The sequence below is a fragment of the Bifidobacterium eulemuris genome (genome assembly GCF_014898155.1).
In the GTDB taxonomy this organism is placed as follows: Bacteria; Actinomycetota; Actinomycetes; order Actinomycetales; family Bifidobacteriaceae; genus Bifidobacterium; species Bifidobacterium eulemuris.
In genome coordinates this window covers 2855691-2878253 of the sequence record NZ_CP062938.1, presented here as the reverse complement: position 1 = coordinate 2878253, position 22563 = coordinate 2855691, and the positions used below count along the sequence as shown (strand labels likewise).

Sequence of the window (22563 nt, the reverse complement as noted above, 5' to 3'; positions counted from 1 at the left end):
GCTCTAGCCGATGTCGCCCAGATGATGCTGGACGTACTCGTCGGCGCGCGCGTCGATGGGATCGTAGTCGCCGGCGTCGGCGTGGGCGATAATCGCCATCGCGTTGTCCACCAGACGCGGGTTCAGCGCCTCAAGCCAGTGGATTCTGGGGTCGCGGCCGAACCAGCCCATCTGTTTGCGGGCGAGCCGCTTGGTTTTCTGCGCGATGTCGGCGAAAAGCTCCTCCTCGTCGATCAGCCCGTCCTCGAAGTCGATGACCTGCTGGTAGCCGAGCGCGCGGCCTGCGGTAGCCCCCAGCCGCGAACGCAGCCGCCGCACCTCGTCGACGAATCCCTCATCCAGCATCCGCTTGGTGCGGATGTCGATGCGGCGGTCGAGCTCCCCACGGTCCAGATCAAGGCCGATCTGCACGGAAGGAATCACATACCGGTAGCGCGGCAGCGTGGCCGAGAACGGGCGGCCCGTCAGTTCGATGACCTCCAGCGCGCGGATGGTGCGCCGGGCGTTGCGCGCGTCCATATTCGCCGCGGCGACGGGATCCTTGTCGCGCAGCTCGGCGAACAGCGCGCCCGCGCCTTCGGTCCGTTCGCGTTCCTCAAGCTTCGCGCGGATCTCCGGGTCCGTGCCGGGAAAGGAGATGTCATCGATGGCGGCGCGCGCGTACAGGCCGGAGCCTCCCACAAGAATCGGCCGGATGCCGCGCGATTTGAGATCGGCGATGGTTTCGCGGGCGAGCGTCTGGAAACGGGCCACGGTCATCGTGTCGTCGGGGTCGATGACGTCGATGAGATGGTGCGGCACGGCGGCCTGCTCCTCGGCGCTGGGCTTGGCGGTGCCGATATCCATGCCGCGGTACATCTGGTAGGCGTCCGCGTTCACGATTTCGGCCCGCTCGCCCCGCTCGGCGAGCCGGCGCGCGATGGCGATGCCCAGCCCCGTCTTGCCCGAGGCGGTGGGACCGACGATGGAGACGACGCGCAGCGTGGAGTCAGTGGCGCACATGATAGGTCTGCCCGGCCTTCGGGTCGGGGTCGGCGATGAGGTTGTGGCGGCCGGCGTGGGTGACGGTGGCGGTGACGAAATCGCCGATTCCGGGCATCGGCTCGCCTTCGGGCACGCCGATATGCACCAGGGTGCCGGTGCGCTCGCGGCCGGTCACGCGATGCGTGGCGGCGTCCTTCTTGCCCTGTGTGCCGGTGATCATCACCTCGACGTCCGTGCCTTCGAACTTCTTAAGCTCCTCCTCGGTGATGCGCTCCTGCAGGGCGACCAGACGTTCGAAACGCTCCTGCGACACGTCATGCGGCACCTGCTCCATTTCGGCGGCCGGCGTGCCAGGTCGCGGCGAATAGATGAAGGTGAACGCGGACGAGAAGCGCGCCTCCTCGACGATGCGCAGCGTGTCCTGGAAATCCTCCTCGGTCTCGCCGGGGAAGCCGACGATGATGTCGGTGGAGATCTGCGCGTCCGGCATCGCCTCACGCACCTTGCGCAGGATGTCCATGAACTTGGCCGTGCGGTAGGAGCGGCGCATGGCGCGCAGGATTTTGTCGGAACCGGACTGCAGGGGCATGTGCAGCTGGTGCATCACATTCGGGGTCTCGGCCATGGCGGCGATCACATCGTCGGTGAAGGCGGCCGGATGCGGCGAGGTGAAGCGCACGCGCTCCAGTCCTTCGATCTCGCCGCAGGCGCGCAGCAGTTTAGAGAAGGCGTAGCGGTCGCCGATGCCGTAGCCGAAGGAGTTCACGTTCTGTCCCAGCAGCGTGACCTCCTTGGCGCCCGACTGGACGCAATCGCGCACCTCGGCGAGGATGTCGCCGGGACGGCGGTCCTTCTCCTTGCCGCGCGTGGTGGGCACGATGCAGAAGGTGCAGGTGTTGTTGCAGCCCACGGAGATCGACACCCACGAGCTGACCTTCGAGGCGCGCGCCGTGGGAAGGTCGCTGGGGAAATACTCGAGCTGGTCGGCCACCTCGACCTGCGGCAGGTCGGTCACGCGGTTCTGTTCGAGCAGACGCGGCAGCGAGCCGATGTTCTTCGTGCCGAACACGGCCGCGATCCACGGCGCCTTGTCGGCGATCCGCTGGCGGTCGAGCTGGGCCATGCAGCCGCCGACCGCGATCTGCAGATTGGGCCGCTGGCGCTTCATCTCCGCCCACAGGCCCACCGTGCCGTACATGCGCTCGGCGGCGTTCTCGCGCACCGCGCAGGTGTTGAGCACGATGAGATCCACATCATGCCCGTCGATCTGCTCCTCGGTGGCCGGCACGTAGCCGTCCGCCTCGAGCACGCCGGCGATGCGCTCGGAATCATGCACGTTCATCTGGCAGCCGAGCGTGTGGATCTGGAACAATCCCTTGCCCCGCTCCCCCATGCGCGCGGTCGGCGCGTCCTGTGCGGTGGCGTTGCGTTCGGTTTCGGTCATCATGTCTTCGTTCATGACACACCATCCTATCGGCGGGGCTTGTCAGCCCTATCGGTGGGGCTTGTCAGCGCGGCCTCTTCAGCGACCGCACGGCTCATTTACAGGAAGGCGGGTATATTGGGAACGAGCGTGTTCACTCGGACGACAATCGGAGATGATCGTGATACTTGACCGCCACAACCGCATGAGCTCATCCGAACTGCAGGCCCGTCTCAGAGCCGTGGATTTGGGCGGAAGCCAGTTCGGGCTCGATGACATCACCAATTTCATCGACCAGATGCAGGTCTACGAAGGTGCGATGTACGAGATCAGCACCAAGCTGGAGATCCTCGACGGCGAATTCCAGGTGCGGTTCAGCCACGATCCGATCCACCATATGGAACGCAGACTCAAATCCATCAACTCCATCGTCGGCAAGCTGGAGCGCAAGGGACTGCCGGTGAGCGTGAACTCCATCCGCGACAACCTGTTCGATGTGGCCGGCATCCGCGTCATCTGCAACTACCGCGACGACGTGTATTCCGTGTCGAACTATCTGTCCTCGCAGTCGGACATCCAGGTGCTGCGCGTCAAGGACTACATCAAGAACCCCAAGCAGAACGGCTACCGTTCGCTGCATGTGATCTACGCGGTGCCGGTGTTCCTTTCCTCAGGCGCGCACTACACGCCGGTCGAGGTGCAGTTCCGCACCATCGCCATGGATTACTGGGCGAGCCTGGAGCACGCGCTGCGATACAAGACCGACCTGCCGGACGACAAACTCGCCGAGCATTCGCAGACGCTGCTCGACTGCGCCCGCTCCCTGCAGAACATCGAAGTGCAGATGCAGAACATCCACCGCGACATCAACGGCGCCCCGCAGGTCGAGGAGACCCCGAAAACCACCGAGTGATTAATCGCTTGCGTCCTTGCGCAGGAACGCGGGCAGGCGCGCCGGCATCTGCGCCAGCATGGTGCCGAGAAAGATCAACGCACAGCCAAGATATCCCCGCGGCGACATCACCTCACCGAGCAGCAGCGCGCCTCCCAACGCCGAGAAGAACGATTCCAGACTCATAATGAGGCTGGCGCGGGTCGGGGGCACCCACTGCTGCCCCACCACCTGCAGGGTGTAGGCCACGCCCACGGAAGCGATGCCCGCATACAGTAATGAGCCAAGGGAACCGGCCGCACCCGGCCAGTAGATGCTCCCCTCCGCCAAAGCGCCGATCCAACTCAACGCCGCGGTGGCGCAGAACTGCACGAAGGAAAGAGCGACCGCGTCAAGTGTCGATCCCAACGTGTCGATCGCCAGGATATGAACGGCGAACGACACCGCGCTCAACAGCAGCAACACGTCGGCACCCGCCAACGGGCCGAAACCATCCGTAACGCACAGCAGGTGGAAACCTGCCAGCGACAAGACGACGGCGACCACCACCGGCAGTCCCACCCTGCGGCGCATGAACAGCCATGCCAACAGCGGCACCATCACGATATACAGGGCGGTGAGGAATCCCGCGCGTCCAGCCGAGCGGTCGAGGAGAATACCGTACTGCTGCAGCGTGCTGGCCGCGAAGAGAATAGTGCCACAGAGCGTTCCCACACCAATGTGACGGCGTATGGCCGCGGCGTCGCGTCCGCCATGCGCCTCGTCCCCCGTCTTGAGCATGACGCTTGGGTCCGTGCCTTCGGAACCGCGTGTGACACGCTTCGCCCTTGCGTGCAGGCGCATGACCGCCAGCACCGGAAGCAGCGATAACGCGCCAAGCGTGAAGCGGCAGGCGTTGAAGAACATTGGGGACATCGAGTCCATGCCCCGCACCTGCGCAACGAAGGACGAGCCCCAAATCAATGCCGTCAGCAGCAGGCACATCATGCCGACGAGCTCTTGTTTTCTCATGGCCTCCCACGCTAACCCGTCTCACTGACAGAATCCCAATGCCGGTTCGGCCATGTCCACTCGCCGGTTGCTCCGAAACATGCCCTATACGCGCAAATCGGCCCGCCGGAAAGGACCGACGGGCCGATAACATTGTGGCATGGCGGCTGCCGCGAACTAGTCGCGGTTGCCCAGCAGCTGCAGAATGTAGAGGAACATGTTCACGAAGTCGAGATAGAGGTTCAACGCGCAGAGGATCGAGATCTTCTTGATCATCTCCGGACCTTGCGACTCATAGGCCGCGAACAGCGCGCGCGTCTTCTGCGCGTCGTAGATGGTCATGCCGGCGAACAGCACCAGGCCGAGCGCGCACACGATCTGGGTCATACCGTCGACCTGCAGGAACATGAGCACCACCTGCGAGATGATGAGCACGATCAGACCGACCATCAGGATCGGTCCGGCCTTGAGCATGTCGAACTTGGTGGTCATGCCGAACATCGTCAGCGCGAAGAAGAACGCGGCGGTGATGCCGAGCGCGATGCCGATCGAACCGAGGTCGTACACCATGAAGATGGAGGTCAGGGTGAAACCCATCAAAGCGGCGTACACATAGAACATGACGCGGGCCGTGCTCGACTTCATCTTCATGATGCGCGCGCCGAGAACCACCGCCAGGGCGATCTGCGCGACGCACAGGCCGATGATGCCGATCAGACCGGTGGCCATGACGAAGGAATAGTACGCGCCGGTCATCTGGCCGAGCACCGCGACCACCGCGGTGACGATCAGGCCGATGGTCATCTCTCCGTAGGCCTTGGTGACGGAGACGCGGCGGGCCTCCTCATAGGAGTAGGCCATCTGCGCGTCCATAGTGGCTGTGCCGCCCATGCCGTTCGCTGCGTAGGCGTACTGGCCCTGGTTTTGCGCGTATTGCGGCGCCTGCTGGTAATACTGCTGCCCGTATTGGGGCTGGCCATACTGCTGGCCGTTGAACTGCTGCGGCTGGTTGCCGTTGCGCTGGGGCTGCTGACCGAATGTCATAATCGCTCCTTTTGTCGACTTAGCCTCAATCGTAGTGGACGCCGCCTTACAATTCCATGAAAACTCTCGGCTCGGGGCGAACACGCACGGTTTCATCACGCGCCCGGATCTCCCTCGTCGCGCGCAAGGCGCGTCCCGGGCCGATGGATCCGAGTCCTCTGCCGGGAACGCGCCTCAACGGTCAGACTGCCGTCTAACTTACGTCTAACTTAGGGAGAAGGTGCGGGTCACCTTGGAATCGTCGGTGATGGAGAAAAGCGCGGTGACGTCGACGGTGACCGGCGAATCGTCCTGCAGCACGTATCCGAGCGTGACCCTCGCGGTGGCGTTCGGCTGCGCTTCGGCCAGATAGGAGTCGGAATCGTAGCCTTCCGGATTGTCCATGTAGATGGCGGTGCTCAATTCGGTGCCGTTCTGGAACACCTTCGGATTGGCCAACGCCGCGAAGGAGTTGTTCTTCTCGGTGGTGTTGGTCCACTCGTAGGTGACCAGTACGGTGGCGTTGCCTTCATAGTCGTTGCCGCTTCGCGCGGCGGAGACGATGCTCACATGGGCGCCTTCGATATCGCCTTCCCCGTCCTGTTCGTCGTTGGCCGCCGCGGAATCGTCGGCTCCATCATCGGAGGACGTGGCGGCACCGTCGTCGGTACCATTGTCGGCGTCGGATCCGGCGTCCTGCGAGGTGTCGATGCCTTTGGCCTCCTTGGCGGCGTCGTCGATGGCGCTGACGGTCGCCGACTGGATGGCCAGCGTCACCACCACGGACAGCACGCACACCACCGCGGCCGCGATGGCCAGACCCTTGCCGTGTCTCTTGCCGCGGAAGGTGCCCACGAGGGCCACGATGGCGAACACCGCGCCGATCACACCCAGGATGGCGGCCAGATTGTTGATGATGGGGATGAAGCTCAGTATCAGCGCGATGACGCCCAATACCAGTGCGACGATGCCGGCCGCGGTGGTGCGGCGCGGTTGGACGGGCGCGGGGTCGTCGGGCATGCCCGCGGCGGGTTGGACGGGCGCGGTGGGAGAGGTCATCTTATCCTTCTTTCTCGTGTCGAACGAGGCGAATCTCGTACGATACCGACGCTATCGACCCGCGCGTGTGCGCGTCAGTGTACGAACGGCCATTTGCGATTGCCTGTTCGGGCAACGACGGTCCGCCGATTTTGACCGCATGTCCAATGGCGTCGAGGGTGCGCATGGCAATACAGTGGACCTCATGACCCCATCAGCACCACTCCCCCGCCCGCCGGCAGCGCCGACGCGGACTTCGCCGAACCGCCGCCTGTGGCATTCCATGCCGTGGATCTCCGGCCTGTCGCAAGACGCGGACGACGAGGTACCGGTGCGCACGCGACTGTGGTGCACCGTCGTGATGATTCCCGCCGCCGCGTTCTGCTGCCTGATGCAATGCGCGTTCGCCGCCCAGCAATACATGGACGAACCCCAAAACGGTATGTACGTGTGGATGATCGTCAGCACGCTGTTGGCGTTCGTATTCCCCTTTCTGCTGACCGCCCGATCGCGCTATCCGGAGCTGGTGTTTTGGCTGTGCTGCGCCGTCGTGCTGATATTCCCCTATGATCCGATGCTGCTGTTGATGGCGTTGACCGCGCTGATCGCCCGTCGCAGCTCCATGAAACGCACGGTGCGGGTGGTTGGAGTGGCGACCGTCATCGTCGTTGGGGCGCATCTGCGCGACGCCCTCAACACGCCGGAGTCCTCGCTCTGGCACATGATCTTTGCCAAACCGCACACCGGTCAAAACGGCGTGCCGCTGGAGATGCTCACCGGAGAGACACCGGTGGTCGTCACCGCGGTGAGCGTGGCGCTGATCGAAGTGGTGATCGCCACGTTGATCGGGCTGCATATCCGATCGAGAGCCAATCTGCAAACCGTCAAAGCGCGCGCCGACGCGGCCACGAGCCATGCGGCCACGCTGCAAAGCGATCTGAACAACCAGCAGCTGGCCGACGCCATCGCCGCGGAGGCGCACGACACGCTGGCCCATTCGCTGTCGTTGTTGGCGTTGAACGCGAGCGCGCTGCAGGCGGAAGCCGGCAAGTTGGAGCCGTCCGCGCAGGCGCAGGCGCTGGTGCGCCAGTGCGAGGATATCCGTAGGCAGGCCGCCGGCGCGTTGGATGAGGCGCATGCGATCATCGATATGCTGAGGCATCCGCAGCAGGCTTGGGAGCAGCTGATTCCCTCCGACGAGACGGCATTGACGCGTGAGTCCTTGGACTCGCTGGTCGGCGACGCCCGCAACGCAGGCATGCGGCTCAACACTTGGATCGACATCCAACAGCTCAGCGCGTTGGATGAGGGCATCGGCAAAATCGCCTATCGCGCCATCCAGGAGGGGTTGACCAACGCGCGCCGTCATGCGCCGGACGCTCCGGTCTCATTGGAGGTGACCGCGAACCCCACACATGGCGTGCATGTGCATGTCAGCAATCCCGCACCGCCGACGACCACCGCGAAAATCGACGCGACGGATTCCCCTACACGGGCGACCTCGCCTTCGGCATCGCAGGCGACGCCCGCCCAATCTCCCGTCATTCAGGGCTCCGCCCGGCCGGCTCCCACTATCACCCCGCATGACGGATCGCATTCGCATAACGGGCTCGCCGGACTGACGGCCCGCATCGCCTCAGCGCATGGCGCATGTCGGTATGGGTTCGACGAACGGCTCGTGTTCCATCTCGATGTACGCCTGCCGTGGATTGCGTCGGCACGCCGCTAGACTGGATGCTTGTGAGCGAAGTGCAGCAAGGCGATCCCATACGCGTCAGTGTCATCGACGACGATCCGATGATCTGCCAGGCGATGAGTCTGATTCTTACCGACTATTCCTCAGGGCGCATCCATGTGGTGTCCACGTCCACCGACGGGACGGCCGCGGTGGAGCGGGCTCGCGACGAACATCCCGACGTGGTGCTGATGGACATCGCCATGCCCGGTATGGACGGCATCGATGCGACCCGCATGCTGCGATCTCTCTCCCCCGCGCCGCATGTGCTGATTCTGACGTCGCTCAGCCCATCCAACACGGTCGAACGGGCGATCGAGGCGGGCGCGGAGGGATTCGTGTCGAAAACCGACGCTCCGGAGGAGATCATCCGACGTGTGTTGGGCGTATGCGAGGGAACGCCCCAGTTCAACATCGCCAGCCAACGGCAGCTGATCGGCGATCTGACGGCGCAGCGGCCGCAGTCGCGCCGCGATGAGGCACGTGCCCTGTTGGATACGCTGCCCGCACGCGAGCGCGAGGCTGTGGTGCTTGCCGCGGAGGGCTACACCAACGCCGAAATCGCCTCCCGCATGTTCATCTCCGAGCGCACCGCCAAAGCCCACCTCTCGTCGGCCTCCGACAAGTTGAGCATGGGCCGCGTGCAGATGGCGCGTCTGGTCGAACGCGCCGACATCCCCGCCCGTCTATGAGTGAATGCCCCTCGCTATAGCAGTTTTCCGACCAACACGCCTCCTCACGCCAGCCTAATCATGTCGGTTTTGGCACCTTCATAGAACCGTCTGCTCGCACGACTGGTCAAAGCGTGTTTTTCGAGCGAATCCAGGGACAGCAGCGACACTTCGCGTCCCAACATACGCTCCAGCGTCTCCTTCATCGTCATAATGTTCGGCAGTTGTCTTTGTCTATCCTTCTTGTAACGGTACATCAGGTCGATATCGGAGTCAGAATCGGCATCGCCTCGAGCCATGGAGCCGTAGAGATACATCTCGGCAAGCCCATACTGTCGAGCGATCTGAGAGACGATTGTCCGAATCGTCTCCAGCTCATCATCACGGCTATGAATGTACGAGTTCGATGTCATTGCTGGACATCTCCTCGCGGGCGGCCTGGCCGAGTTCGGCGCTGACAGGCACGGTGAGGTCGGTGAAGACGCGCACATCGTAGCCGAGGCGTTGCGCGTCGAGCGCGGTCTCCTTGACGCAATGCGATTCGGCGATGCCGACCACGTCCACCTGGGTCACGTCGGCATCGGCGAGCGCGGTGGCGAGCGTCCTGCCCGCCTCGGCTTCGGCGGCGACCTCGTCACGCGTCTGGATGCGGTCGGTGTTGTCTTCGATGCCTTCGAAACCTGAATAGGCCGCGGAATACTGGCCTTTCTTGAAGTGGTGTTCGATATCCAGCGCCTTGACGGCCGGATGCAGTTCGGCATTCGGCGTGCCCGCTTTGCCGTGGACCGGCCAGGTGTCCACGAAGTCCGGCTGGTCGGACCAATGCTCCCCCGGTTCGATATGCCAATCCTGCGTGGTGGCGATATACGCGTATTCGTCGCGATGCGCCGTCATGTACGCGGCGATGCGCTCGGCCACCGCGTCGCCGCCTTCCACGCCAAGCTCGCCGCCCTCGCAAAAGGTCGGCTGCACATCCACCACGATCAATGCCTTGCGTACCATATCGGCCTCCTTCATTCACGCCCAATCATACTCACGGGCGCATATGCGAGCATCGTCAGCCGGTCACAAGGTAACACGGTCCCAAAGTTCCGGCTTGGGGATGCCGCGGATCGGTGAACACACCGCGATCGCAAGACCGACGATCGCGCAGGCCAACGCAAGCGCCGCCACCTGGATGAGGGTTCCCGCGCCTGTCATATCCATGGCGACCGGATTCAAGCTCGTTTGCATGGCATATTCACCCATATTCGGCACCATAACCGCGTTATGTGAGCAAACTCATAGCATTCCGCATCGTATAGGGTCGCACGGCATGACACACTGAACGTATGGAAGATCACCCCACCCCACAGCATCCAGCGGACATCGGCGGCATGCCGAACGATTACGCGACCACGTTGGGCGACACGCCTTCGCCGCCATCCAACGGCACGCCCTTCGCCGCCCCGCAGCCTATGGATCCGTTGTTCCCGGGCCGCACGTTCGTCAGCACCGTGCTGGACGCCTTGGATTCCAAGAAGACCATGACCGGCAAGATGGCCGGCAAATACATGCAGCGCGCCATCATGGCCGGCCTGTTCGTCGGCATCTTCTTCACCACCTATTTCGCCATCGTCGCCGCATTCCGCGTCGAGGGCGCGCCGGCGGGATTCCCCATACTCGGCAAGGTGCTGGCATCCCTCACCTTCGGATGGGCGCTGGTGTTGATCTTCTACACCAATTCGGAACTGCTGACATCGAATATGATGATCGTGTCCATCGGTGCCTACCATCACCGCATCAACTGGGCGCACTCGCTGCGCATTCTGGCCTTATGTCTCACGGGCAATCTCATCGGCGGATTGGTCATCGCCATATTGCTGCGGTTCTCAACCATCATAGATGGTGCCGTATTCGATCAGATGGTCGCCGCGGTTCAACTGAAAACCGGCTATCTGCACGACGGCGCGTTCGGGGTGGCCGATCTGTTCGTGCGGGCGATCCTTTGCAACTTCTGCATCAACATCGGCATGCTGATGGTGTACAACGGCAAACTCACCAATGATTTCACCAAATGCGTGATCATGGTGGTGGCGGTGTTCGTGTTCGCATTCCTCGGATTCGAACATTCCATCGCGGATTCCGTGCTGTTTCTCATCACGGGGGTGCAGGGCGTCGGCGATCCGTTGATGGAAGTGCTGACCGTCACAGTGATCCTGCTCGGCAATTTTGTAGGCGGAGGCCTGCTGATCGGATTGAATTTCGCGGTGATGAACGACCATCCGCATACGTCCGCCGGAGTTCCCGCCGCATATCACCGTTCCGCCCTGCATGGCATCGACGCCCACCAGCCGACCTCCGGCAAAGCCTGAGATCGAAGATGCCGTCGTCTGAACAACGGTCTAGGCAAGCGACGGTCGAAGCGCACAAATTCAACGTTGACCGGCATGGTGAGGTCGGCGGACGCACTCACATCGTAGCCGAAGCGACGCACCACCATCCAGTCACAACATGATGTTGCCCCAGAGTTCCGGCTTGGGGATGCCGCGAATCGGCGAACACACCGCAATCGCAAGACCGACGATCGCGCAGGCCAACGCAAGCGCCGCCACCGAGAAGAATCCGCCCCTCGTCTGCAGCAGATATCCGGCCAGAGCAGGGGTCAACGCGCCCAACAGACCGACCGTGGTCTCGAACACCGCCGAAGCGCGACCCTGCAGATCTTCAGGCGTCTTGCCGTAGATGAATCCCAACAGGGCGGCGTTCAACGCGGGGAACGCAAGTCCGGCCATCCCTTGGCTGACCAGCACCACGGGATAGGCCGTCGACACCAGCAATAGAACGAGACTGATCGTGAACAGCGATAACGCGCCGATAATGAGCTTTCCGGTCGGCACGCCGTCCACCAGACGTCCAGACAGCGCGGAACCGATCAGGGCACCCACGCCGCTCACCGTGCTCACCACTCCGATCAGCACGGGATCGACGCCCTGATCGGCAAGCGTGATCTGCAATCCCACAACGACGCCGACGCAGGCGACGTTGACCGCAGCTCCCATAACCATCGCGGCCAAGAACACACGTTGCGACATGGCCCAAACCCAACCTTCGGCGAACTGTTTCAGAAAAGAGGCCTCATTCGTCGCGGTATCGGCATGCCTATGCCGCGTCCCCGTAGATTGCGGAAGGGCCAGCGCAGTGACGGCACTGGTCAGATACAACACCGCCGAAACCAGAAAAGGGCACCATTGCGTCAGCTTGTAGAGGAATCCCGCGACGGCTCCGCCGGAAAGCTCCACGCATGCCTCACGTCCTTCGCGAATGGCCTGGGCTTTGGCGAAGTTCTCCATGGGAACGATGGACTTCAAAATCGCATCATTCGACGTTCCCAACAATCCGTTGACCACGGCGAACAATGCGATGATCAAGGCAAACGACCATGTGTTCAGCCGTTCAGCCACAAGGCATACCGTCGCCGCGATGGATAGGCCCGCGCCCAAAACTCCCAATGCGATCATCATATGCCGCCGATTCCAACGATCGGCCAAAGTGCCTCCGAACGGGAGCAGCACCATCATGATCGTGGATTCGATCGCGACGATCACTCCGGCCACGAACTGGGAGCCGGACAGTTGCAACGCCAACAGAGGAACCACGAGAGTCCGCAGACTGACCGCGCACACGTCGGACGTATCGGACACGAACCACAACCGGTATGCCGCGCTTCCCCAGAGCAAGTTTCCCTTCGTAACCATACGGGTCACGTTACCTCGTTTTTTTTTAAACGCTTTCGGCATCTCGATAGGCGGCCCAAACGGATGCATGGGATATCGCAACCTCCCATTTCAACGGCGCGGATGGGCGAAATAGCATATCCGGGCGGCACGGAACATCCCATCAACGAGGATGATCCGGCGCTTACTGCCCATTCGTCCACGCGGAGGACCTTGCCAGCGTGGACAATCTGTCAGTTGCCGCCCATCCGCCCACGTTGAGGACCTTGCCAGCGTGGACATTTCGACATAAACCGGCAATCCATCCACGCTGATGGCCATCAGCGTGGACGATCCGTCAGCTACTACCCATCCATCCACACTCAGCACCCCGTCAACGTGGACGATCCGACATACACCGACAATCCATCCACGCTACCAATCGTCATCGTGGACGATCCGTCAGCAACCAACCATCCGCCCACACTGAGAACCCCGTCAGTGTGGACAGTCCGTCAGCAGCCAACCGTTCGTTCACGCTCAGCACCTTGCCAGCGTGGATGAATGGGCACCTTCTGTTCAATCGTCCACGCCGTCACCCATCGTCGCCCTCACGGCTATGATGAACCGCATGGAACATCATGCGGACCATGCAGATCATACGGACCATACGCATAAGAGGCGAGAACTGGGCGATACGGTATGCCGGTGGCTGGTGGCCTTGCAGATCATCGTCACAGTGGCCGGCACCGCATTCGTGCTGATCGAAGGGCTCAGCGAGGACGGCGACCACACGCTGGTGCTGAACTTCTGCACCTTCTCTTCGACGGTGATCATCACCTTAATCTCCATCGTGATTCTATGGACGGAGCTGATGCGCGGCTTTTGGACCGTGCTGGCGATGCTTGTCCTGCCCAGCATCGAGTTCGTGCTCGGATGCGCCGGCGCGACCCTGATGCTGGTGCAGATGGGTATGCACGGACTGACGATGGTCGGACAGTTCGGCCTGATTCTCGCGCCGTTCCTCGGATTCCTGAACAATGCGATCCCCACCACGCATCAGGCGATGAAAGACAAGGAGCTCGCCGATCTGCGCGGCGTGCATCGGGCGAACAAGGACCGGGAGCAGCAGATCCAACAACTGGCGAAGCACGCGCCGGAACACGAGCTTTCGCCACGTCCTCAGGCACAGAGCTTCGAAGAGCCGTTCCGATGGCGGGAGATCATCAAATCCATCGCACTGGCGCTGGCCGCCTTGGCCTACATCCTCGGCTTCCTATGGCGCTGAACGGCGCAGACGGTCGCATCCCGGCATCCTCCATCGCCCACCGCCATACCCTATTCCACGGCATCCGACGAGCGCGGGGCCGAGCGTGTGACGTTGCGCAGCCAGCGATGGCGACGGTAGTGCAGTAGGGCGGGGATCATCTTGATGCATTCGTCGGTGCTGAGCAGCACATACACCCATATCACCGGCAGATGCCAGACGAACGCGGCCAGCAGGCCGATGGGCACGACGATCACCCACATCACGATGGAGTCGCAGGCCAGACCGAAGCGCACATCCCCGCCTGCGGGAAAGATGCCGCCGATGGTCAGTCCCGTCATCGACTTGCAGGCCGCGTAGTACGCGCACACCAGCAGCATCACCGATAGGTAGTCGTGGGCCTGTGGAGTCAGCGAAGCCAGTTCCAGCACCAGCGGACGGATGGCGAGGATCGCCAGCCCCGTCAGCACGCCGACGATCGCGGACAGCAGGCAAAAGCGCCGGCCGGCGAGCCTCGCTCCGGCGAAATCGTTGCGTCCGAGCATATTGCCGACCATGATGCTGCCGGCGTTGCCCATACCACTGCACATGCACACCAGCAGGTCCTTGACGATGTTGGCGATCGCGTTCGCGGCCACGGCGTCGGCACCCAAATGACCCATGATCACGGTGTACATGGTGAAGCCGCAGCCCCATACGAGCTCATTGCCCAACAGCACGATGGTGTACCGCCAGAAATCCTTGCGCAACGCCGCGTCCGGCCGTGCGATATGCCGCCAACGCAACCGGACCACGCCGATCCGCCGGATCAGCAGCAGCGACCATGCCAATTCGATGCCTCGGGAGATGACCGTGCTGACCGCGGCGCCTTCGACGCCCAGCGCGGGACATCCACCCATACCGTAGATCAGCGGCAGATTGAGCGCCACATGGATGATGACGCCCACGGTGCTAATCATCATGCTGGCCGCGGCCGCGCCGATGTTCTTCAGCAGACAGATGGCCATCTGCGATATGCCGATGAACAGGTAGGAGACCGAGGAGACGCGCAGGTACCGCGCTCCGAGCGCGACCAGTGTGGCGTCGTTGGTCATCAGCGACATCAGGAGTTCCGGCGCGAGCAGCGTCGCCGCGGCGAACAGTGCGGCCACCAGTCCCGCATACCGCACCACGAAACCGAACACGCGTTCCACCGCTCCCCTGTCCCGCGCGCCCCAATACTGCGCCACCAGCATGCTCATGCCGAGGATCAACGCGGCGAGGATGAGATTGAAGATGAATTGGAACTGGGTGGCGAGCGAGACGGCGGATAGTTCGTTCTGTCCGACGCCGCCGAGCATGAGTCCGTCCGCGCATGACGACAGCGCCAGCATGAACTGTTGAAAAGCGATGGGCAGCGCCAACGTGAACACGTGCGTGAGAAACTCCCGTCGCGGCATCGCCACCGTCGCGCCGGCGGCGGATTGCGGATCAGACATCACACAGACCCCTCCCAATAGAAGAAACGTACGTAGTGCTTCGGATACGATAGGAAAGCACTGTTGAAGAATTGGATTATCTACCGAAGGCAAATCTGATGGACCACCCGACCGACAGTTCGCCGCAGAACAAGGAATCCGCGACCCAAACCGATGGAGGAGACGTCGCCGCTGCATTGCCGTTGATTCCGGTCGCGCCCGCCGGCCGTCTGCCCACCGGTGCCGAGGTGGTGCGGTATGACGGTCCGATGTTCTTCTCGTTCACCGAACATTCGCTGCTCAGCCAGTATCCGCATATGCGCGCCGAATGTCATTGGCATGTCGATTTCGAATTCCTGCATGTGATCCGGGGAAGCATGCGGTTCTTCGTCAACGGCGACGTCGTGCGTCTCGATGAGGGGCAGGGCATCTTCGTCAATTCACGCCAGCTGCATTACGGATTCGATTTGGACGGCCGGGACTGCGAGTTCGCCTGCACGTTGCTCAATCCGCTGCGTTTCGGCGTTCTGCCGCAACTCACGCAACGGTATATCGCACCGTTGATGGAGAACCGACGACTACCGTATCTGGTGATCGAGGAGGGGCGCGAGGAGGGACGACGGATTTTGGCGACGTTGGATCAGCTGCTGAAAAGCCGCGTGTACGCCGACGAACTGTCGCCGCTGACCGTGGCCAGCGGTTTCTACGCGCTGGTCAGGGACGTGTTGGCTCTATCCCAGACGGCACGGCCGATGGACGGCGCGCACCCGCATCTGGCCGCGTTGAGCGCCATGGTCGAATTCGTGCATGGCCACTACGACCAACCCATCACCTTGGCCCAGATCGCCGAGGCTGGCTCGCTTGGTCGCACCGCCTGCACGACGGTATTCCGCCGTTATCTGGATCTCACGCCGATCGAATTCGTCACCGACGTGCGGGTCCGGGCCGCCGCGCGCCTGCTGACGACCACCGCGCTGCCGGTGAACGTCATCGCGTCGCGGACGGGATTCGCCTCAGTCAGTTTCTTCACACGCACGTTCCGCACCGTTATGGATGCCACGCCGTCGCAATACCGTCGGCAATCCCTTGACGATCAGGCCGCCGACGCGTCGGAAGGCGTGATGGTGGCCTTCCATGCGTGATATTCGGCGGCCTTGCGCTCCCAATACTCGCGGTCCGCGTCGCCGATCTCGCGCACGACCCGGCAGGGGTTGCCCACGGCCACACTGTGCGAGGGGATGTCCTTGACGACCACCGAACCGGCTCCGACCACCACGTCGTTGCCGATGGTGACGCCCGGGCAGACGGTCACGTTGCCGCCGAACCACACGTCGTCGCCGATGGTGATGGGCAGCGCGCCTTCGGGTCCGGACGAGCGCACGGCGGCGTCGATTGGATGGTACGGGGTGAGCAGGTTGACGCGCGGGCCGAAGAACACGCGGTCTCCGATGGTGATCGGGGCCACGTCGAGGAAGATGCAGTCCATATTGGCGTAGAAGTTCCTGCCGACGCTGATGTTGCAACCATAGTCGCAGTTGAACGGCGGTTCGATGAACGCGCCTTCGCCGTATGAGCCGAACAGCTCCGTGAACAGGGCTTTGCGCTCGTCGAAAGCGTCATAACCGCTCGTGTTGATGGCGTGCACCAGACGACGCTTGCGCATGTTCAACTCCTGCAGCTGCGGATCGTCGGCGACATAGAGTTCGCCGGCGAGCATGCGTTCGCGTTGGCTGGCGTATCCGGGGGTCGATTGCGTGGTCATGGCTTGTTGTACGCTCCTTTGCCGGTTGAATGTCAATCGTTTTACGTATGTCGACTCACACAACTCTACCTAGCACAATCCCCCGCCGCAACGGTCAACAGTTGCACTATCCGCCTCATTACTTGCATTATCTACCGCGTTCACTGTCATAACAACAGGCGTGGGGCCGTGGCTCCTGAAGAAGCCACGGCCCCACGTCTATCCGCCGTATGCCCGCGCGTCGCTTACTGACGCATGAGGTTGCGCAGCACGTACTGCAGGATGCCGCCGTTGCGGTAGTAGTCGGCCTCGCCGGGTGTGTCGATGCGCACCACGGCGTCGAATTCGACCACGGAGCCGTCCGTACGTGTGGCGGTGACATGAACCGTCTTCGGGGTCACGCCGCTGTTGAGCTCCTCCACGCCGGCGATGTCATAGGTTTCCGTGCCGTCCAGGCCGAGGGAGGCGTAGCTCTCCCCGGCGGGGAACTGCAGCGGCAGCACGCCCATGCCGATCAGGTTGGAGCGGTGGATGCGCTCGAAGCTTTCGGTGATCACGGCCTTGACGCCGAGCATCACCGTGCCCTTAGCGGCCCAGTCGCGCGAGGAGCCGGTGCCATACTCCTTGCCGGCGAGCACGACCAGCGGAACCTCGTTGGCGATGTAGTGCTGCGCGGCCTCGAAGATCGTGGTCGGCTTGCCGTCGAGGAAGTCGTAGGTGAAGCCGCCGGGCGTGACCTCCTCGCCCACCGAGGCGAGCAATTGGTTCCTCAGGCGGATGTTGCCGAAGGTGCCGCGCACCATGATCTCATGGTTGCCGCGACGGGAACCGTAGGAGTTGAAGTTCTTCTGCTCCACGCCACGCTCGGTCAGGTAGCGTCCGGCGGGGCTTTCCGCCTTGAACGCGCCGGCCGGGGAGATGTGGTCGGTGGTGACGGAGTCGCCGAGCAGGGCGAGCACGCGCGCGCCGTGGATGTCGGCCACCGGCTCGGGCTGGGCGCTCATGCCGTCGAAGAAGGTCTGCTTGCGCACGTAGGTGGAGGCGTCGTCCCAGGCGAAGAGCTCGCCTTCGGGCACGTCGAGGCCGCGCCAACGCTCGTCACCGTCGAATACGGAGGCGTAGTCCGCGACGAACATCTCACGGCTGACCGTGTCGGCCACGACCTGCTCGACCTCGGCGTTGGAGGGCCAGATGTCCTTGAGGAACACGTCGTTGCCGTCCTTGTCCTGGCCCAACGGCTGGGTTTCGAAGTCGAAATCCATCGTGCCGGCGAGCGCGTAGGCGATGACCAGCGGCGGGGATGCCAGATAGTTCATCTTGACGTCCGGGCTGATGCGGCCTTCGAAGTTGCGGTTGCCGGAGAGCACGGCGGTGACGGTCAGGTCGTTCTCGTTGATGGCCTTGGAGATTTCGGGCAGCAGCGGGCCGGAGTTGCCGATGCAGGTGGCGCAGCCGAAGCCGACGAGCTGGTAGCCGAGCGTGTCGAGATCGTCCTGCAGGCCGGCCTGCTTCAGATAGTCGGCCACGACCTGGGAGCCGGGGGCCAGCGAGGTTTTGACCCAAGGCTTGGGCTCAAGTCCCTTGGCGACCGCGTTGCGGGCGATCAGACCGGCGGCGATCATCACGGAGGGATTGGAGGTGTTGGTGCAGGAGGTGATGGAGGCGATGGCCACGTCGCCGTTCTTCACGTCGAAGTCGCCGCGGAAGTCGGTGGAGACGGCGACCGGATCGTTCACTGTGCGTTCGGTGGTGTAGGCGGGCAGGGTCTCTTCGAACTTGGCTTTGGATTCGGCGAGCACGATGCGGTCCTGCGGACGCTTGGGTCCGGCGATGGACGGCACCACGTCGCCCAGATCGAGCTCCAGGTATTCGGAATACCGAGGCTCCACATATCCTTCCGCCGTGGTGTCGCCCCACAGCTTGTTGGCCTTGGCGTAGGCCTCGACGAGCGCGACCTGCTCTTCGGAGCGGCCGGTCAAGCGCAGGTAGTCGAGCGTGACGTCGTCGATCGGGAAGATGCCGCAGGTGGAGCCGAATTCGGGGCCCATGTTGCCGATGGTTGCGCGGTTGGCCAGAGGCACGGAGGCGATGCCCTCGCCGTAGAACTCCACGAACTTGCCGACCACACCGTGCTGGCGCAGCATGTCGGTGATGGTGAGCACCACGTCGGTGGCGGTGACGCCCTCGGGAATGGATCCGGTGAGTTTGAATCCCACGACGCGCGGCACGAGCATGGAGATCGGCTGGCCGAGCATGGCGGCCTCGGCTTCGATGCCGCCCACACCCCAGCCGAGCACGCCCAGGCCGTTGACGGTGGTGGTGTGCGAGTCGGTGCCCACGCAGGAGTCGAGGTAGGCGAGCTTGCGGCCGTCGTTCAGGCCGGAGTCCTTGGACATGACCACGGAGGCCAGGTATTCGATGTTGACCTGGTGGATGATGCCGGTTCCCGGCGGCACGACGCGGAAGTTCTTGAACGCCTGCTGACCCCAGCGCAGGAACTGGTAGCGTTCGCCGTTGCGCTGGTATTCGATGTCCATGTTCTGTTCGAGCGCGTCGGCCACGCCGTACTTGTCGATCTGCACGGAGTGGTCGATGACCATGTCGGCCTGCACCTGCGGGTTGATCACGTCCGGGTCGCCGCCGAGGGCGGACACGGCGTCGCGCATGGTGGCCAGATCCACGACGCAGGGCACGCCGGTGAAGTCCTGCATCACCACGCGAGAGGGGGTGAACTGGATCTCGTGGCTCGGCTCGGCGCCCGGATCCCAATCGAGCAGCGCCTTGACATGCTCGTCGGTGATGTTGGCCCCGTCGATGTTGCGCACGAGGTTCTCGACGAGCACCTTCAGCGAGTAGGGCAGGTGGTCGACGCCAGGCAGGTCGTCGATGCGGTAGTAGTCGAATTCCTTGCCTGCGACCTTCAAAGTCGACAGCTGGTCGTCGCGAACGGACATGCTTCCTCCGAGCTTCAAATAACGGCTGTGATGCTGTTGATTATCCGCTTCGGATGGTACAAGAACGTTACCGACCCTCTGGCGTGTCGGCTTGTTATGTGAGATACTGCCTCGGCACCAGTCTGGCCACATGCGGGGCGACGAACAGGCAGAGGAAGAAGATGATGGCCGCGCCCACCATCGCGAGCAGCGTGGCGACCAACGTGCTGCCGGTGGGCAGATGCAGGGCGAAGAAGCTCGCCACGAAGGGGATGAACATGCCGATCACGCCGGCCGCGGCGAAGAACGCGACCAGAATCCCTCGCCAACTGTTGAGCGGCTGCGCCACCCGGGCGAGCACGAACACGCCCATCAAGAACAGGATGATCGCGCTGGTGGATCGCAGGGCCGCCAGATCGGCGTCGGAGTTGACGATGTCCCATCCCATGATGGGAGGCAGGAACCACGCCGCGCACAGCACCGACAGGCCGGTGGCCACGCCTCCCGGCAGGGCGAAATGCACGACGCGTTTGAGGAAGCCGGGAATGTAGCGGCGCGTGTTCGGCGCGAGCGCGAGGATGAACGCGGGCATGCCGATGGTCAGCGCCCCCACATAGGTGACATGCCGGGGCAGATAGGGATATGGAATCGCCGTGAGCACCACGCCGAGCGAGATCAGCGCGGAGTACACGGTTTTGACGAGGAACAGTCCGGCGACGCGTTCCATATTGGCCATCACCTGACGGCCGCGCGCCACCACGTCGGGCAGATGGGAGAATTTGGAGTCGACGAGCACCACTTGGGCCACGGCTTTGGTGGCGGGGGCGGCGTTGCCCATGGCGATGCCGAGATCGGCCTCTTTGAGCGCCAGCGAATCGTTAACGCCGTCACCGGTCATCGCCACGACGTGGTTCTGCAGGTGCAGCGCCTCGACGATGGCTTTCTTCTGGTCGGGCAGCACGCGGCCGAGCACGTCGACGTTCTCGAGCACGCGGGCGAGTTCGGCGGTGTCGGAGGGCAGTTCGCGCGCGTCCATGGCGACCGGTTCGCGTTCTCCGGTAAGGCGCACCTTGCGGGCGATCGCGCCGACCGTGACCGGATTGTCGCCGGAGATCACCCGGCATCGCACGCCCTGCTCGCGGAACCATGCAAGCGTTTCGGCGGCATCGGGGCGGACGCGTTCGGAGCACAGCACCAGCGCGACGGGCACGCCGGCGGGGTCGAGGCGCGGATCCTCCCCGAAGTCGGCGGGGACGGCCGAATCGGAGCGTACGATAAGCAGCACGCGGTTGCCGTCGTCGGCATACCCGTTGACTTGGGCGAGGATGTCGCCGTGGTCGCCGTCCAACGCGGAGAGCAGCACCTCGGGCGCGCCCATGGTCCAGGTGAGATCTTTCGACTCCGGGCTGCGCCCTCCGCTCAAGATGACGGAGGAGGCGGAGGCTGCGCCGCCCCGCGCGTCATCCTGAGCGGAGCCGGAGGCGGAGTCGAAGGATCTGACGATGGCGCTCCATTTGCGCTCCGAGGAGAACGGGATGCGTTCGGCGACCTCGCCGGCCGTGTAGCCCCGCTCCCCCAGCCCGGCCAGCACGGCCTGTCCGGTGCCGTTCGGGTTTTGCTCGTTGGCCAGATCGTAGAGCGCCTGCATGGCCGCCCGCTTATCCGTTTCGGCGCGATCGCCCAGCATGACGAGTTCGGAGAAGGCGATGCCGCCGTCGGTGATGGTGCCGGTTTTGTCGAGGTTCAGGCAGTCGACGCGCGCGAGCGTCTCCACCGACTCCAACTCCTGCACCAGCGTGTTCTTGTAGGCCAGGCGCATGGCGGCCACCGCGAAGTTCAGCGAGGTGAGCAGCACCAATCCCTCGGGGATCATGCCGACCACACCGGCCACCGCGGAGACGACGGCCTGACGCCATTCTCCGGTGGCGAGCGCCGTCTGCCAACCGCCGACGGTGCCGATCTGCGACCAGACCAGCAGCACGCACAGCGGCACCACCAGGAAGGTCATGAATTTCAGGATGGTGTTGATGCCCTTGTTGAGGTCGGAGACGGTTTTCTTGTACACCTTCGCCTGCGCGGTGAGCGTGGCCGCGTAGGAGTGTTCGCCGACCGCGTTCACGCGCGCGAGCGCCAGGCCGGAGACCGCGGTGGAGCCGGAATAGACCTGCTCGCCTTCCGATTTGCGTACGGTGCGCGATTCGCCGGTGAGCATCGATTCGTCGAGTTCGAGCCCCCAGGTCCGTATGATTTCGGCGTCGGCCGGCACCTGTTCGCCCGAGCGGATCCACATGAGGTCGTCGAGCACGATCTCATCGTGCGGCACTTCGACGTCCCGCCCGTCGCGGCGGACCAGAAAATCGGAGGCCACCAGAATCGAAAGCCTGTCGAGGGTGCGTTTGGCCTTGAGCTCGGTGACGATGCCGATGCCCGTGTTGACGATGATGACGAAGCCGAACACCGCGTCCCTCCACGATCCGGTGATCAGCACCAGCACCATCGCGGTGAGGATGATGCCGTTGAACAGCGTGAACACGTTGGCCCGCACGATGTCGAGCACCGACCGTGAGGTGGAGGTCTTCACCTTGTTCGACTGTCCCGATTCGACGCGGGAGGCGACTTCGGCCGCGCTCAGGCCGCTCTGGTCCGTCTGGGGCATGGAAAGACTTGCGCTCATGACTCCAGCCTAGCGTGTGTCAGGCGTCTCAGCTATCAGC

Annotated in this window: 19 protein-coding genes; 6 read left to right on the top strand and 13 right to left on the bottom strand. The window is 63.2% G+C overall.

All coding sequences use genetic code 11. From position 1 onward, the window contains the following. Positions 1–3: 3 nt before the first annotated feature. Complete coding sequence (gene miaA / locus BE0216_RS11705) at positions 4–1002, bottom strand: tRNA (adenosine(37)-N6)-dimethylallyltransferase MiaA (protein WP_094637100.1); 999 nt, start codon at positions 1000–1002, stop codon at positions 4–6. Then, positions 989–2443 carry a tRNA (N6-isopentenyl adenosine(37)-C2)-methylthiotransferase MiaB gene (gene miaB, locus BE0216_RS11700; protein WP_169714274.1) on the bottom strand — a complete coding sequence of 485 codons (1455 nt, stop codon included), beginning with the start codon at positions 2441–2443 and terminating at the stop codon, positions 989–991. Before miaB ends, miaA begins: the two co-directional genes overlap by 14 nt. A 139-nt stretch (positions 2444–2582) precedes the next feature. On the opposite strand from miaB, the gene BE0216_RS11695 reads away from it, so the two are divergent. Continuing rightward, complete coding sequence (locus BE0216_RS11695; RefSeq protein WP_094637099.1) at positions 2583–3320, top strand: GTP pyrophosphokinase; 738 nt, start codon at positions 2583–2585, stop codon at positions 3318–3320. Here the strand turns inward: BE0216_RS11695 and BE0216_RS11690 are convergent, their stop codons facing one another. The 3 genes from BE0216_RS11690 to BE0216_RS11680 form a co-directional block, all read right to left on the bottom strand. Further along, positions 3321–4286, bottom strand: coding sequence for a DMT family transporter (locus BE0216_RS11690; protein ID WP_094637098.1), 966 nt, complete (start codon positions 4284–4286; stop codon positions 3321–3323). A gap of 180 nt (positions 4287–4466) precedes the next feature. Further along, positions 4467–5333, bottom strand: a complete 867-nt coding sequence (locus BE0216_RS11685; protein ID WP_094637097.1) for a Bax inhibitor-1/YccA family protein — start codon at positions 5331–5333, stop codon at positions 4467–4469. A gap of 204 nt (positions 5334–5537) precedes the next feature. Continuing rightward, positions 5538–6332 (bottom strand): DUF5067 domain-containing protein, encoded by a 795-nt coding sequence (locus BE0216_RS11680; RefSeq protein WP_169714280.1) that lies wholly within the window; start codon positions 6330–6332, stop codon positions 5538–5540. 379 nt (positions 6333–6711) lie between these two features. On the opposite strand from BE0216_RS11680, the gene BE0216_RS11675 reads away from it, so the two are divergent. Both BE0216_RS11675 and BE0216_RS11670 read left to right on the top strand, forming a co-directional pair. Further along, positions 6712–8079, top strand: a complete 1368-nt coding sequence (locus BE0216_RS11675) for a sensor histidine kinase (protein ID WP_094637199.1) — start codon at positions 6712–6714, stop codon at positions 8077–8079. An 11-nt stretch (positions 8080–8090) separates the two neighbouring features. Then, positions 8091–8777: a response regulator transcription factor gene (locus BE0216_RS11670; RefSeq protein ID WP_169714273.1), complete on the top strand. Its 687-nt coding sequence runs from the start codon at positions 8091–8093 to the stop codon at positions 8775–8777. Between the two features lie 44 nt (positions 8778–8821). Here BE0216_RS11670 and BE0216_RS11665 read toward each other — a convergent pair whose 3' ends face one another. From BE0216_RS11665 to BE0216_RS11655, 3 genes are all read right to left on the bottom strand, one after another. Beyond that, positions 8822–9169 carry a nucleotidyltransferase family protein gene (locus BE0216_RS11665; protein ID WP_158217222.1) on the bottom strand — a complete coding sequence of 116 codons (348 nt, stop codon included), beginning with the start codon at positions 9167–9169 and terminating at the stop codon, positions 8822–8824. Beyond that, positions 9144–9758: an isochorismatase family protein gene (locus BE0216_RS11660; protein ID WP_094637094.1), complete on the bottom strand. Its 615-nt coding sequence runs from the start codon at positions 9756–9758 to the stop codon at positions 9144–9146. The genes BE0216_RS11665 and BE0216_RS11660 overlap by 26 nt, the downstream gene beginning before the upstream one ends. A gap of 63 nt (positions 9759–9821) precedes the next feature. After that, positions 9822–10004 carry a hypothetical protein gene (locus tag BE0216_RS11655; RefSeq protein WP_094637093.1) on the bottom strand — a complete coding sequence of 61 codons (183 nt, stop codon included), beginning with the start codon at positions 10002–10004 and terminating at the stop codon, positions 9822–9824. A gap of 83 nt (positions 10005–10087) precedes the next feature. Here BE0216_RS11655 and BE0216_RS11650 point away from each other — a divergent pair, with 83 nt between their 5' ends. Next, positions 10088–11110 carry a formate/nitrite transporter family protein gene (locus BE0216_RS11650; RefSeq protein ID WP_226805795.1) on the top strand — a complete coding sequence of 341 codons (1023 nt, stop codon included), beginning with the start codon at positions 10088–10090 and terminating at the stop codon, positions 11108–11110. Between the two features lie 132 nt (positions 11111–11242). On the opposite strand, the gene BE0216_RS11645 is transcribed toward BE0216_RS11650, so the two are convergent. Beyond that, positions 11243–12493: an MFS transporter gene (locus tag BE0216_RS11645; protein ID WP_094637092.1), complete on the bottom strand. Its 1251-nt coding sequence runs from the start codon at positions 12491–12493 to the stop codon at positions 11243–11245. A gap of 589 nt (positions 12494–13082) precedes the next feature. Here BE0216_RS11645 and BE0216_RS11640 point away from each other — a divergent pair. After that, positions 13083–13739: a hypothetical protein gene (locus BE0216_RS11640; RefSeq protein ID WP_143249314.1), complete on the top strand. Its 657-nt coding sequence runs from the start codon at positions 13083–13085 to the stop codon at positions 13737–13739. A gap of 50 nt (positions 13740–13789) precedes the next feature. Here the strand turns inward: BE0216_RS11640 and BE0216_RS11635 are convergent, their stop codons facing one another. After that, positions 13790–15157 carry an MATE family efflux transporter gene (locus BE0216_RS11635; RefSeq protein ID WP_094637196.1) on the bottom strand — a complete coding sequence of 456 codons (1368 nt, stop codon included), beginning with the start codon at positions 15155–15157 and terminating at the stop codon, positions 13790–13792. 137 nt (positions 15158–15294) lie between these two features. Here BE0216_RS11635 and BE0216_RS11630 point away from each other — a divergent pair, with 137 nt between their 5' ends. Next, complete coding sequence (locus BE0216_RS11630) at positions 15295–16317, top strand: AraC family transcriptional regulator (protein WP_226805794.1); 1023 nt, start codon at positions 15295–15297, stop codon at positions 16315–16317. Here BE0216_RS11630 and BE0216_RS11625 read toward each other — a convergent pair. The 3 genes from BE0216_RS11625 to BE0216_RS11615 all read right to left on the bottom strand — a co-directional run bounded on the left by BE0216_RS11625 (position 16269) and on the right by BE0216_RS11615 (position 22523). Beyond that, on the bottom strand, positions 16269–16937 hold the full coding sequence (locus BE0216_RS11625; RefSeq protein WP_094637090.1) for a sugar O-acetyltransferase: 669 nt from the start codon (positions 16935–16937) through the stop codon (positions 16269–16271). The genes BE0216_RS11630 and BE0216_RS11625 overlap by 49 nt on opposite strands. Before the next feature lie 224 nt (positions 16938–17161). Further along, a complete protein-coding gene (gene acnA / locus BE0216_RS11620; protein ID WP_094637089.1) occupies positions 17162–19870 on the bottom strand; it encodes an aconitate hydratase AcnA in 2709 nt (902 codons plus the stop codon). A 94-nt stretch (positions 19871–19964) separates the two neighbouring features. Continuing rightward, positions 19965–22523 (bottom strand): HAD-IC family P-type ATPase, encoded by a 2559-nt coding sequence (locus tag BE0216_RS11615; RefSeq protein WP_094637088.1) that lies wholly within the window; start codon positions 22521–22523, stop codon positions 19965–19967. Positions 22524–22563 lie beyond the last annotated feature (40 nt).